12 protein-coding genes and 1 pseudogene are annotated in these 11589 nt (G+C 69.4%); 3 read left to right on the top strand and 10 right to left on the bottom strand.

All coding sequences use genetic code 11. From position 1 onward, the window contains the following. Window positions 1-19: 19 nt before the first annotated feature. From AB5L97_RS00385 to AB5L97_RS19715, 4 genes and pseudogenes are all read right to left on the bottom strand, one after another. Window positions 20-1174 (bottom strand): substrate-binding domain-containing protein, encoded by a 1155-nt coding sequence (locus AB5L97_RS00385; RefSeq protein ID WP_307958099.1) that lies wholly within the window; start codon window positions 1172-1174, stop codon window positions 20-22. 114 nt (window positions 1175-1288) lie between these two features. Continuing rightward, window positions 1289-1780: a hypothetical protein gene (locus AB5L97_RS00380; protein ID WP_369046037.1), complete on the bottom strand. Its 492-nt coding sequence runs from the start codon at window positions 1778-1780 to the stop codon at window positions 1289-1291. A 194-nt stretch (window positions 1781-1974) separates the two neighbouring features. Beyond that, window positions 1975-3033: a LacI family DNA-binding transcriptional regulator gene (locus tag AB5L97_RS00375; protein WP_369046036.1), complete on the bottom strand. Its 1059-nt coding sequence runs from the start codon at window positions 3031-3033 to the stop codon at window positions 1975-1977. 161 nt (window positions 3034-3194) lie between these two features. After that, window positions 3195-3441: pseudogene (locus AB5L97_RS19715) on the bottom strand (IS3 family transposase); the annotation flags it as partial. Window positions 3442-3541: 100 nt separating this feature from the next. On the opposite strand from AB5L97_RS19715, the gene AB5L97_RS00370 reads away from it, so the two are divergent. Further along, window positions 3542-3718, top strand: coding sequence for a hypothetical protein (locus AB5L97_RS00370; RefSeq protein ID WP_369046035.1), 177 nt, complete (start codon window positions 3542-3544; stop codon window positions 3716-3718). A gap of 201 nt (window positions 3719-3919) precedes the next feature. Here AB5L97_RS00370 and AB5L97_RS00365 read toward each other — a convergent pair whose 3' ends face one another. Then, window positions 3920-4210 (bottom strand): hypothetical protein, encoded by a 291-nt coding sequence (locus tag AB5L97_RS00365; protein ID WP_369046034.1) that lies wholly within the window; start codon window positions 4208-4210, stop codon window positions 3920-3922. Window positions 4211-4381: 171 nt separating this feature from the next. Between AB5L97_RS00365 and AB5L97_RS00360 the strand changes: the two genes are divergently transcribed. Beyond that, window positions 4382-4735: a YceI family protein gene (locus AB5L97_RS00360; RefSeq protein ID WP_369046033.1), complete on the top strand. Its 354-nt coding sequence runs from the start codon at window positions 4382-4384 to the stop codon at window positions 4733-4735. A 383-nt stretch (window positions 4736-5118) separates the two neighbouring features. Here AB5L97_RS00360 and AB5L97_RS00355 read toward each other — a convergent pair whose 3' ends face one another. Further along, window positions 5119-6081: a LysR family transcriptional regulator gene (locus tag AB5L97_RS00355; protein ID WP_369046032.1), complete on the bottom strand. Its 963-nt coding sequence runs from the start codon at window positions 6079-6081 to the stop codon at window positions 5119-5121. A gap of 121 nt (window positions 6082-6202) precedes the next feature. Here AB5L97_RS00355 and AB5L97_RS00350 point away from each other — a divergent pair, with 121 nt between their 5' ends. Continuing rightward, the gene (locus AB5L97_RS00350; protein WP_369046031.1) at window positions 6203-7276 is read left to right on the top strand and encodes an FUSC family protein; all 1074 of its coding nucleotides are present in this window, start codon (window positions 6203-6205) and stop codon (window positions 7274-7276) included. Between the two features lie 36 nt (window positions 7277-7312). Here the strand turns inward: AB5L97_RS00350 and AB5L97_RS00345 are convergent, their stop codons facing one another. Genes AB5L97_RS00345 through AB5L97_RS00330 form a run of 4 tightly spaced genes read right to left on the bottom strand, consistent with a single transcriptional unit; the run spans window position 7313 to window position 11587 of the window. Next, window positions 7313-8812 (bottom strand): CoA-acylating methylmalonate-semialdehyde dehydrogenase, encoded by a 1500-nt coding sequence (locus tag AB5L97_RS00345; protein WP_369046030.1) that lies wholly within the window; start codon window positions 8810-8812, stop codon window positions 7313-7315. A 35-nt stretch (window positions 8813-8847) separates the two neighbouring features. Further along, on the bottom strand, window positions 8848-9855 hold the full coding sequence (locus AB5L97_RS00340) for a Gfo/Idh/MocA family protein (protein ID WP_369046029.1): 1008 nt from the start codon (window positions 9853-9855) through the stop codon (window positions 8848-8850). Continuing rightward, on the bottom strand, window positions 9852-10808 hold the full coding sequence (locus AB5L97_RS00335; RefSeq protein ID WP_369046028.1) for a sugar phosphate isomerase/epimerase family protein: 957 nt from the start codon (window positions 10806-10808) through the stop codon (window positions 9852-9854). Before AB5L97_RS00335 ends, AB5L97_RS00340 begins: the two co-directional genes overlap by 4 nt. After that, complete coding sequence (locus AB5L97_RS00330) at window positions 10805-11587, bottom strand: SDR family oxidoreductase (RefSeq protein WP_369046027.1); 783 nt, start codon at window positions 11585-11587, stop codon at window positions 10805-10807. The genes AB5L97_RS00335 and AB5L97_RS00330 overlap by 4 nt, the downstream gene beginning before the upstream one ends. Window positions 11588-11589 lie beyond the last annotated feature (2 nt).

The following is an 11589-nucleotide window of genomic DNA, read 5'->3' as shown; positions in this document are numbered from 1 at the left end:
TTCTGGTGCTTCTGGCCCGCTACTTCTTGTAGGAGCTCTGGAGGTCCGCGGGGGCGTCTGCGTGGTAGACCTGCTTCCACGCGTCCAGGACGTTCGAGTGGTCCACGGGCAGTGCGCTCAGCGCGACGTAGGCGGGCTCCTGCTTGCCGAGCAGGGCTCCGGCAGCGATCTGCGCCTCGGTCACGCCCTGGTCGAACGGAACCTGGGCGCCGAGGCCGACGACGAGGTCGTTCTTCGCGAGGGCGATGGCCACGTTCTTGCCGAGGTCCTCGGTCGCGATCTTGAGGTCCTGGCGCCCCGCAGCGCGCGCCGCCGCCATGACACCCTCGGCCGGGACGTCCCACACCGCCCAGATGCCCGCGAGATCCGCGTGCTTGCTCAGCATCGCGTTCGCTCCGGCCTGGGCGTCGCCGGCGAAGTCAGGGCCGGCGATGCCCTTCTCCTCGACGATCTGGATGTCCGGGTAGTCCTTCGCGATGGTGTCCTTGAAGCCCTGGTGCCGCTGCTGGGTCACGAAGAAGTCGGCCTGGTGGAAGATGACCCCGATCTTTCCCTTGCCGCCGAGGGCCTTGGCCATCTCGTGGGCGGAGACGACGCCGTTGCCGTAGTTGTCCGCGGAGACATCGGAGACGTAGTCCTTGCCCGCAGTGAAGCCCTGCGGGACGTTGTCCATGAAGACCAGCTTGGCTCCGGCCTGCGCGGCCTTGCGGTAGGCCGACGCGGTGGCAACGGGGTCGGTGGGGATCGAAACGATGATGTTCGGCTTCTGGGTCATGACGGTCTCGAGATCGGAGACCTGCTTGTCCGGCTTGAAGTCGGCGTCCGTCGTGGCGATGACCTTGATGCCGAGCTTCTCGAACTCGCTCTTGAGGCCGGCGGTCTGGGCTGTCGCCCAGTCATTGCCGCCGTAGTGCATGACGATCGCGGCCGTGGCGCCCATGGCCTTGACCTTCGCGATCTCGTCGGATGTCAGGGTCGTGGCCGAGGCGGGCGAGGGTGTCTCGCCGTTCGGGCCCTTGCTGAGCACCTGCCCGGTGACCTGCCTGAGGGCGGTCTCGGCCTTCTGGGAGACGCCGGAGTCCGTTCCTCCGGCGGCGCTCGTCGATGAGCTGCACCCGGCAGCCGCGAGGGTGATTGCGGCGGCCGCCGCGAGGGACGCTGTTCTGCGGATCATGGGTGATCTCCAGTCCTGTCGGGAGGGGAAGGGTTGTGCTGGACCGCGACGCGGTAAGGGGTCATCCCCCTTGGACGGTCTGGATCCGGTGGTAGGAGTTCGGTTCTGGGATGCTCAGGCGAGCGCAAGCGCCAGAGCAGGAGGGACCGGCGACAGAATGAGCCTCCTGGCAGTCGAGGCTGCGCGGATCGCGGCGGCCTTGTCAGAGGCATCAAGGAATGCCTCTGCATGTGGCTTGTCGAAGAAGAGCCCGAGACTGCAGGGACCGTGGTGGATGTGGACCCACGCGACCGCCCCTGAGGAGACGCCAGCCAGGTCATCGGAGGATCCCAGACCGTCCGGGTCCACGGTGCTCACCGCTGCGAGAGAGCCCGTATTATCCGCCGTGACGACCAGGCTCGCCCACAGGGCCCCGTCGTGGACGACGCCCACGACCGCAGAGGAGTTCCGGGGTACGAACACCTCCACACCCCTGGCGAGATCGTCGCCCGAACCGGGCGCCGCGAGCAGCAGCTGCGCTGCGTTGGCCCACTGCCCGGCGTCGACTTCGCCGACCCGGACCCCGGGTGGGAGCCCGAGGGACTGGACCGGTTTGTCGGCTTCCACCGTGGCTCCTCCTTTTCCTTGAGACCTACCGTGAACGTTCACGGTCCGTCTATCGTGAACGTTCACGGGGTGGTGTGTCAAGGGTCACTTTTAACTCGTGATGATCGGAGCCATCGAAAGCAGGGGCCTAGACGCACGCTCCCCCGCTTACCCAGGGAGCAAAAGCGCCTCGTCCTGGTTTCGGTGCATTCGGCTCAAGGGCTGGTCTGGCGAAGACGCGCTGGGATGGTGCTCGCCCTCACGACAAGAGTTGGGACGCTCGGGGTCCTGTCGACCTCGCGCCCCTCGACAGCCGCCAGGAGCGCGTCGATGCTGGCCTGGGCGAGCGCCGGGAAGTCCTGGCGGACAGTTGTCAGCGGCGGAAGAAAGTAGTCTGAGCCCTCTACGTCGTCGAAGCCCACAATGCTCACATCCTCGGGAACCCGGACGCCGTTCTCAGCGAACGCCCGGATCAGGCCGAGCGCGGTGTGGTCGCTCACAGCGAAGATCGCCTGTGGCACCCTTCCCTCGGAAACCACGCGCAGCCCAGTCTCATAGGCGAACTTCGGGCTCCAGTCGCCCTCGACGCACAACCCGGGTTCCAAGCCGGCATCCCGCATCGATGCCTCCCAGCCGCGCTTACGGACACGGCCGTCGAACCATTCCATCGAACCTGCAATATGGGCGATGTCCTTGTGGCCGAGGTCGATGAGGTGCTGGGTCGCCATGCGGGCGCCCAGTTCCTGGTTCTCGGAGTAGGTGAAGACGTTCGGCGTGGAGGAGGCCCCGGCTGCGATCATCTCGACCGGCACCCGGACGTCGGCATTCCATACGGCGGCAGCCATGGCAAGGCGTGGCGCGATGACGATGATGCCGTCGACGCCCACGTCGTCCAAGGCGTCCAGTGCCTTCGGCACGCTCTCCTGGTACGGCTCGTCGACGGTCACAACTGTCGATGCGTAGCCGTTCTGCCGCGCCAGGCTCTCAAGTGCCATGAGCGTCCCTACCGGCCCGAAGCGCGGAGAGCCGTCTGTCAGGATCCCGATGACCGTCGAACGACTAGTGACGAGCGCCGTGGCCGTCCGATTGCGGCGGTAGCCGATCTCCTTGATCACGCCGAGCACCCGGTCCCGGGTCGCAGCACTCACGTCCGGGGCGTTGTTGATGACTCGGGAGACGGTCTGATAGGAGACACCGGCGATCCTGGCCACATCGTTGATGCTGGGCTTCCGCCGTCGCGGAACAGATGCTGGGCGCCCCGATTCCTGTGCCAACAGCCGCTCCTCTCCGAAGACGTACCACCAAAGGAAAGCCTGCCAACCCTACAGCTAGACGCTAGCAGAGCAATGCCGGGTCAGCGCCGACGCACCCCGGACACCCATGCTGCTTGCGGCCCCTTTGGCTGCTCCACAACCCTTGGCGCGCCACCTTCTGCTTCGCGGTTCTCCTGTTCCAGCTCCCTGATCCGCCGGGCGTCGGCGGTGCTCACACGCGGCCCCGCGCCGGTCGTCGATGTCCGGCCTGCCAGACCAGCACCGATTCGGGGCCGTGGCACAGCTGGGCCGCGACCCGCTGCACCGTCCCGTGCTCGGTCCCCCAGCTCCGCGCGCATGTGTCCGAACCATCCGCACACCGCGGCAGCCTTCTCCTCCGGGCGAATACCGACGTGCCGTCGGCTTCCCAGACTCGTGCGACTCGTTGCCATGACTCCATCCTCGTTTCCAAGGTCAGGAGTCTCCATCAGGCCCAGAGCGCTTCACCAGCGACTCGCTGGAGATCACCGTGCCGAGCTCCGGCGGCTGCGGCGACCCGATCAAGCGCGGCCCCGAGAAGGTCCTCTCGGACGTGCTCGACGGCTTCACCAACCTCGAGGCCGCCGAGCGCGACTACGGCGTGGCGGTCGACGCCGCGCGAACCGCCGCGCTCCGCGCGGGGCACGCCGTCACAGCAGGGCGCTAGCCCGCTCCGCGCGGACCCTCACGGGCCGCGCACCCTCGAACCGCATCGGATGGACGATGTTCACCGGACGGAGCCGGGAGGCATCCGGGGCAGGCGCAAATGAGCCGGTCGAAGACATGTCTCTGGCGCTTGCCGACCCGCGCGACCAGAGCTTGCGGACGCGCGGGGAGCGAATCACAACTCGTCCTGAACCCGGCCGGATCAGGACTGCCGTGTTGGGGCGAAGTCCGTGTCGACAACCGGACCGGCTCCAATGAACTCCGATGCCGCGGCCATGAGCGGGCTCAGCAGGCGTCCCACGTGGGGACCGAGCACGGACATGCCCGCGTCGGCGTCCTCGGCGCTTTGCCAAACGTTCATGACGAATTCCCGGCCGCCGCCGAGATCGACGGTGATGCTCCCGATGAAGCCCGCTTGGGCAGCGTGGATCCTGTTGAATTCGCGCAGGTCATCCTGGGCCGCGCCCAGTTTCGCCGGATCGAATGTGTTCACCCTCAGTATCGCGTGCACCACGCACCTCCTGGGTCTAGCGCCGCTGTCGCTGCCACTGTGGCGGGGCAGCGGCGCTTCGGGTATCCACTCCCAAGCCTAGCCGCGGGTCGCGGCAGTTCGTCGTTCATCTCCCCGGCTCCGGGGACCACCAACCACGTCCTCTCTCCTCCGGTGGGCACCTTCGAGATCGACCCCATCCACACCTTCGTGACCTTCCGCGCCCAGCACCCCGTGGTGGGACGCGTGCGTGGCCGCTTCGAGGCGGTGCGCGGCACCATCGTCGTGGCCAAGGACCTGACGGAATCGAGTGTCGAAGTCACCGTCGCGACCGCCTCGGTCAGCACGATGAATCCCATGAGCCATGAGGACCTGCGCTGGCGCTTCAAACGTCCCGTGCGGCTGGCGAGGACAGATGATGCTCCTAGCCGACGGGATGACCGTGTGAGCAATGATCCTGCCCATGCGGTATCTCATGCCCCTGAAGACAGGTCCTCTCGGGTGGGAGCGGCCGGTCGTGGTCGCTGATGCTGAAGACCCGGTCTATACCGTCCTCCTCGCGCATCAGCCACTCCCCCAGATGAATCCCGTGATGCTTCTCCGGGCTGGCCGGCCTTTCCGGCCTGTCAGATTCGTGCGTTCGATGCCCAAAAGGATTCTTCGCCATGACACTCGCGACCTTCGATAGGACTGCCCCTGCTCATGTGGAGAAAGGAAGGGGGTGCCACGAGGATAGTCTCCGCTCGGGACGGCGGCAATCACTGGATACACCGGCATTTGGTCGGCGCGCATTGATGCGCCGCACCCACCCCGAGAGTCTCGTCAGGGTTTCCCGACGGCATCAACATTGACCTTACTGGGAAGTCGGTACCGGTGAAGTCCGCCCGGGCGAGCCGGCCCCAATCGGCCGATCACCCGCCAGCGAGGGGCGCCCCAGCGTCGTCGCCCGTCCGGAGCCCACGGAGGAGGTCCCGAACGTGAGGCGTCCTGGCAACCTCGGAAAACGCGCGGGCAAGGACCGATCCGGGTTCGCCGCCGCCCGTGATCAGCGCGACGGCGGCGGCGGTGGGCGGGTCGCCGAGCGGGACCACCCGGGTTCCCTCGGGCGCGCGGAGGGTCCGCAGCCAGGACTCGGGGAGGATGCTCGCCCAGCGCCCGGCACCCACGTGGGCGAGCAGCGCCGCGATCGAGTCGGCCTCGAGCCGCGGCGTCACGGTGAGCCCGCGGGCGGTGAAGGCGTCGTCAACAACCTGGCGCCCCTGCATGCCGCTGCTCAGCAGGCACAGGGGCAGCTCGGCCGCGTCCGCCCAGTCGATGCCGTCGGGGGCGCCCGGCAGCAGGCCGCTGCCGACCACGAGCACCTGCCGGTCCTCGTACAGCGGCGTGAGCTTGAGGCCCTCGGTGTCCTGCCCGTCGGGGTGGACCACGCCGGCGTCGAGGTCGAAGGAGCGGATCCGGCCGATGATCTCGGCCGAGCGCAGGCTCGTCTCGAGCTGCACCGTCACGAGGGGGTGCTCGGCGCAGAAGGGGTCGGTCAGGAGAGCGACCGTGGCCGCCGCGGCAGGGATCACCCCGACCCGCAGCTCGCCGGTGAGTCCGGTCCGGAGTGCGGTGACCTCCTGCTTGAGCGCGTCCTGGTCCGCGAGGATGCGGCGAGCCCAGTGGACGAGTCGCTCGCCTTCCGGGGTCAGCCCCTCGAACGAGTGCCCGCGCTGGACGAGCGGGACCTGGAGCTCATGCTCAAGCTTGCGGATCGCCTCCGAAAGCGCCGGCTGCGAAACGAAGCACGCACTCGCCGCGCGGGCGAAGTGCTTCTCTCGGGCCAGCGCCACGAAGTACTCGAGTTGGCGGAACAGCATGAGCCATTGCACCACGCCCCGGGCTCCACGGCCCCACGTTGATAGGCGGCGCCGATCAACCGGTCGGAACTTCCGCTTGGACGCGGGAACCGGAGGTCGGCGAGAGTTGCAGGGCAGTCAACGTCCAGGAGAACAGGTGCCGAAGATCCCGATGCCACCCCCGGCGGCGCGCCAGCTCTCTCCGGACGACGGCGCGTGGCAGCACGCGTGCCGCGTGGCACTCGGGCTCGTGGTCCCGGGCCTGGTGCTCGTCGCCGTCGGCAGGCCGGACCTGATCATCTACGCCGTCTTCGGCTCGTTCACGGGCATGTACGGGCGGGGCGAGTCGCGCAGGACGCGCTTCCGCCACCAGACTCAGGCCGGCGCGGTCCTGCTGGCCGGTGCGACCGTCGGCATCCTCATCGCGGCCGCCCACGCGGCGCCGTGGGTCCTGGTCGCATGCGCGGTGCCGTTCACGTACGCCGCGGCGGTCGCTGCCGACAGCCTTGGCCTCAACCCCCAGGGTCCGTTCTTCGGGACCTTGGCGCTCGGCGCCCTCGCGACGGTCCCACCGGACCGCGTCGCGCCGTCTACCGCCGTCCTGATCTGCGTCACCACCGCACTGTTCTCCCTGGCCCTCGGGCTGCTGGGCGGGCGATCCGCACGAGCGCCCGTGCGCCACGACACGGAGCCGGGGCGAACCCGACTCGCCCTCGCCACGGCCCACGCGGGCCGCTACGCCCTCGCGACGGCGGCTGCTGGATCAGCGGGGGTGCTCCTGGGCGTCGACCACGCCAATTGGGCGATAGCCTCAGCCATCGTCCCCCTCGCCGCTGCGGACCCGGGCCGCCACCTACGGCCCGGGCTCGCGAGCGTGGCCGGGCGCAGCGCCCACCGCGTCCTGGGGACCTTCGCGGGTCTGGGCGGGACCGCGGGGCTTTTCGCCGTGGGGCTCGACGGCGCCGCGGCGGCCCTCGTGGTCATGGCCCTGCTGTTCCCCACGGAGTTGTTCATGGCCCGGCACTACGGGCTTGCCCTCGGTTTCTTCACGCCCCTGATCCTGATGATGACCCAGCTCGCGGCCCGGTCCGAGCCCCTCCCCCTCGTCACGTTCCGGGCGGTCGACACCCTCATGGGCGTCGCGGCAGGGATCCTCGTCGCCGCGCTCGCTACCACCGCGGCCAGGCGCACGACGGCGCCGCGCACCTCCCGTCCACGGGTCACCTCCTGAGTGCCACGTCCTGCGTGTCACCTCCTGCGGTGGGGCCTAGTTGGAGGGGAAGTTGTAGGAGGCGCCGGAGGCGTGGGTGGGTTCGGGCCAGCGCTGGGTGACGACCTTGGCGCGGGTGTAGAAGGCGACGCCTTCCTCGCCGTAGATGTGCTTGTCGCCGAAGAGGGAGTTCTTCCACCCGCCGAAGGAGTGGTACGCGACCGGGACGGGGATCGGGACGTTGACCCCGATCATGCCCACGTGGACCCCGCGGTGGAACTTGCGCGCGTTGGACCCGGAGGAGGTGAAGATCGCGGTGCCGTTGCCGTACGGGTTGGAGTTGATCAGCTCGATGGCCTCCTCGACCGTCTCGACGCGGACCACGGACAGGACCGGGCCGAAGATCTCCTCGGTGTACGCGCCCATGTCCGTGCCGACGTTGTCGATCACGGTCGGGCCGAACCAGTTCCCGCCCTCCTTGCCCGCCACGGTGAACTCGCGCCCGTCCACGACCAGCCGCGCCCCGGCCGCGGCCGCGTCGGTGACGATGCCCTTCATCCGGTCCCTGGACGCGGCCGTGATGACCGGGCCCATCTCCGCCCCCGGGTCGGTGCCCTCGGCCACCTTGACGGCCTCGGCACGCTCGGCGACCTTGCCCACCAGCGCATCGGCCGCGTCCCCGACCGCCACCGCCACGGAGATCGCCATGCACCGCTCCCCCGCGGAGCCGAACGCCGCAGCGGCCAGGTGGTCCGCGGCGTTGTCCAGGTCCGCGTCCGGGAGGATGATCGCGTGGTTCTTCGCCCCGCCCAGGGCCTGGACCCGCTTCCCGTGCGCGGTCGCCGTCTCCTGGACGTACCTGGCGATCGGGGTCGACCCCACGAACGAGACAGCGTCCACGTCGGGGTGGGTCAGGAGACCGTCCACGGTCTCCTTGCCCCCGTGCAGGACCTGGAACACCCCGGCCGGCAGGCCCGCCTCGGCCCACAGCCGCGCCAGCAGCATCGACGCCGACGGGTCCCGCTCGCTCGGCTTGAGGATGAACGCGTTGCCCGTGGCGATCGCCACCGGCGCCATCCACAAAGGCACCATCACCGGGAAGTTGAACGGCGTGATCCCCGCGACCACCCCGACCGGCTGGCGGTAGGAGAACACGTCGATCCCGGTCGAGGCCTGGTCCGAGTACGCGCCCTTGAGCAGCTGCGGGATCCCGCACGCGAACTCCACCACCTCCAGCCCCCGCCCGATCTCGCCCTTCGCATCCGAGATCACCTTCCCGTGCTCCGCCGTCACCAGCTCCGCCAGTTCGTCGATGTGCGAGGCGACCAGCTCCCGGAACCGGAACAGCACCCCGGTCCGCTTGGCCAGGGAGATGTCGTTCCACGACTCCGCCGCCTTGCGCGCCGCCGCGACGGCCGTCTCCAGGTCCGCCGCGTCGGCCAGGCGCAGCTCCCCGGTCTGCTCGCCCGTGGCCGGGTTGAACACCGGCTGCGTCCGCTCACCGACACCGTTGGACTCCTCACCATCGAGGAAATGCGGAATGGTCTTGACAGTCATGATCTAACTCCTGTGGGAATGAGAAGGGGATGGAATCAGCCGACGACGGCGTCGGCGGGGGTCACTGCCTGCGGCTGGCCGGAGGCGAGCGAGGCGTGCAGGGCCGCGCGGACGGCAAGGCTGCGCTGGGTCAGCTCCTGGAACGGCATGGTGGGGCCGTCGGAGCGGGTCCACTCGCTGAACTGCTCGATCTCCGACCGGAACGCGTCGCCCGTGAAGGCGAAGGTCTCGGCCTCCCCTGACCTGCTGGCCACGGTCACGTTCGCCGTTTCCGTGGGGTCGGGGTCGAAGGCCTTGTCGAGCGTGATGTGGCCGAGCGTTCCGATGATCTGCAGCGTATTGGTCCGCGGGCCCTCGAAGCCGCAGTCGAGCGTGGCGAGCACGCCGCCGTAGTCGAGGATGGCTGCCATGCTCGTTTCCACGGGATCAGAGTGGCTCGTGCCACGCGCGTAGACGGACCGCGGCGGCGCATCCATGAGATGGTTGAGCGCGTCGACGCCGTAGCACCCGATGTCGTTGAGGGCGCCGCCGTCGAACCCCGGCTTCAGGCGCGGCTCGCCCGGCTGGCGATCCATCGCGAAGTGGAAGCGGGCATGGATCGAGACGACGTCGCCGATCCGGCCACTGTCGAGCAGCTCGCGGACCTTGGCGTGCTGCGGGTGGAAGCGGTACATGAAGGCCTCCATGACCTTGACCCCCCGCCTCGCGGCTGCGTCCGCGAGGTGGGCGAGCTCGCCCGCGGAGGCGACGAGCGGCTTCTCGCACAGGACGTGCTTGCCCGTCTCAACCGCCCGGAGCGCCCATTCGGCATGCAGGCTGTTGGGGAACGGGACGTACACGGCCTCGACGCCTGGATCGGCGAGCAGCTCCTCGTGCGAGCCGTACGCCGCCGGGATGCCGAAGCGTCCGGCGACCTCCTCCGCTCGCCCGCTCGTGCTGCTGATGGCCACGACAGCTGCGCCGCGCGCACGGCCAGCCGCCGGCAGGAAGCGGTTCTGGGCGATGCGCGCCGTCGTGAGCACGCCCCAGCGGACGGTGCTCACGCCGCCCCGCCGCGCGCGGAGCCACCGGCGAGCGCCCCGCCGTCGTGCGCAGTGCCCTTCGCCGTGCCCTGCGCGGCGTCTTCGAGCGAGCGCAGGAACGCGACGGAAATGCGGACGTCCGACGCCGGCCCGTCGCCTTCGGGGACGGTCTCGAGGATCGTATCCTGCTCCATCGTGAACCACCCGCGATAGCCGGATGCCGTCAGGCTCGCGACGATGTCCGCGATGCCGACGTCGCCCTGCCCGAGCGGAACGTACATGCCCGCCTTGACCGCGTCCGTGTACGTCAGGTCGCCTGCCTGCACCCGGGCGGCGAGCTCGGCCCGCACGTCCTTGAGGTGGGTGTGGCCGATCCGCGAGGCGAATTCGCGGGCCAGGGCGCGGGGGTCTGTGCCGCCGATGAGCAGGTGGCCCGTGTCGAGGCACAGGTCCGCTGACGTGTCGTCGAGCACCCGGCGGACGTCCGCGGCGGACTCGACCATCGTGCCCACGTGCGGGTGCAGGACGGCGGCGACCCCGCGGTCCGCGGCGGCCCGCACGATCCGGTCGAGGTTCCGGCCGAAGAGGGTCCATCCCTCGGCGTCGAGCTCGTGCCGCTGGTCGTAGCCCTCGACCCCGGTCTCAGCCGCGAGGACCATGACCTGCGCGCCGGCTGCCTCGTAGGCGTCGAGCTCGGGCTGCACGGCCTCGAGGGGGTCCTTGCCGGCGTCGTGCAGGATGACGGGGAAGAAGCCTCCGATGGCCTGGAGTCCGTACCGGGAGAGGACCTCGGCGCGGGGACCGGGCTCGGTGGGCAGGAACCCGGCGGGCCCGAACTCGGTCGCGGTCACGCCGAGTTCGGCCATCTCGGACAGGACGCGGTCGGCGTCGAGCTGGTAGCCCCAATTGGGGACCTCGCACACGCCCCACGAGATCGGGGCGGCGGCGAGGCGGGTGCTGATGTTCGTGTTCATTCTGAACCTCCGATGACGTTCTGGTCCCAGTCGATGACCGATCCGGTGACGACTCCACTCCGCTCGGAGAGGAGGAAGACGGCGAACTCGGCGATCTCGTCGACCTGGCCGAGCTTGCCCATGGGCACCTTGGCGCTGGCCTTCTCGAGCCAGTCCTGTTCGGCGCCGTGGAACTTCTTCTGGGTGGCCGCCTCGCCCTCTGTGGCGGTCCAGCCGATGTTGAGTCCGTTGATCCTGATGCGGTCCCAGCGGTGGGCGTGCGCGGCGTTGCGCGTGGCGCCGGCGAGGCCTGCCTTGGCCGCGACGTAGGGGGCGAGGTAGGACTGGCCCCCGTGCTCCGCGATGGAGATGACGTTGACGATCGTCCCCGGCGACTTCCGGTCCACGAGATGACGGATCGCCTCCGCCATGATGAAGAACGGCGACTTGAGGTTGACGGCGATATGGGCGTCGAAGAGATCCGGCTCGGTGTCGAGGAAGGTGCCTCGGGTGGTGAGGCCGGCGGCGTTGGCCACGCAGTCGAGCCGCCCGAACTCGCGGATGGCGGCATGGACCGAGGCGCGGGCCTGTTCGACGTCGGCCAGATCGGTCGGGACGAAGAGCGCGCGCGTGCCGAGCTCCTCGAGCTCGGCCCTGGCTTTCTCCCCGGCGGCCGCGTTCCTGCCGGTGATGACGACGCCGGCTGCACCCTCCTCGGCGGACCGGCGGGCGATCCCGGCTCCGAGACCCTGGGTCCCGCCGCTGACGAGGACGATCCTGTCCTGCAGCTGTCCGGCCATGG

The sequence above is a fragment of the Sinomonas sp. P10A9 genome (assembly GCF_041022165.1).
GTDB classification, from domain to species: Bacteria; Actinomycetota; Actinomycetes; order Actinomycetales; family Micrococcaceae; genus Sinomonas; species Sinomonas puerhi.
This window is presented reverse-complemented; position numbering and strand designations above follow the sequence as displayed.

Coding starts and splice junctions, on each gene's coding strand:
- AB5L97_RS00335 (WP_369046028.1), bottom strand. CDS start 10,808: ATGAACACGAACATCAGCACCCGCCTCGCCGCCGCCCCGATCTCGTGG.
- AB5L97_RS00345 (WP_369046030.1), bottom strand. CDS start 8,812: ATGACTGTCAAGACCATTCCGCATTTCCTCGATGGTGAGGAGTCCAAC.
- AB5L97_RS00330 (WP_369046027.1), bottom strand. CDS start 11,587: ATGGCCGGACAGCTGCAGGACAGGATCGTCCTCGTCAGCGGCGGGACC.
- AB5L97_RS00385 (WP_307958099.1), bottom strand. CDS start 1,174: ATGATCCGCAGAACAGCGTCCCTCGCGGCGGCCGCCGCAATCACCCTC.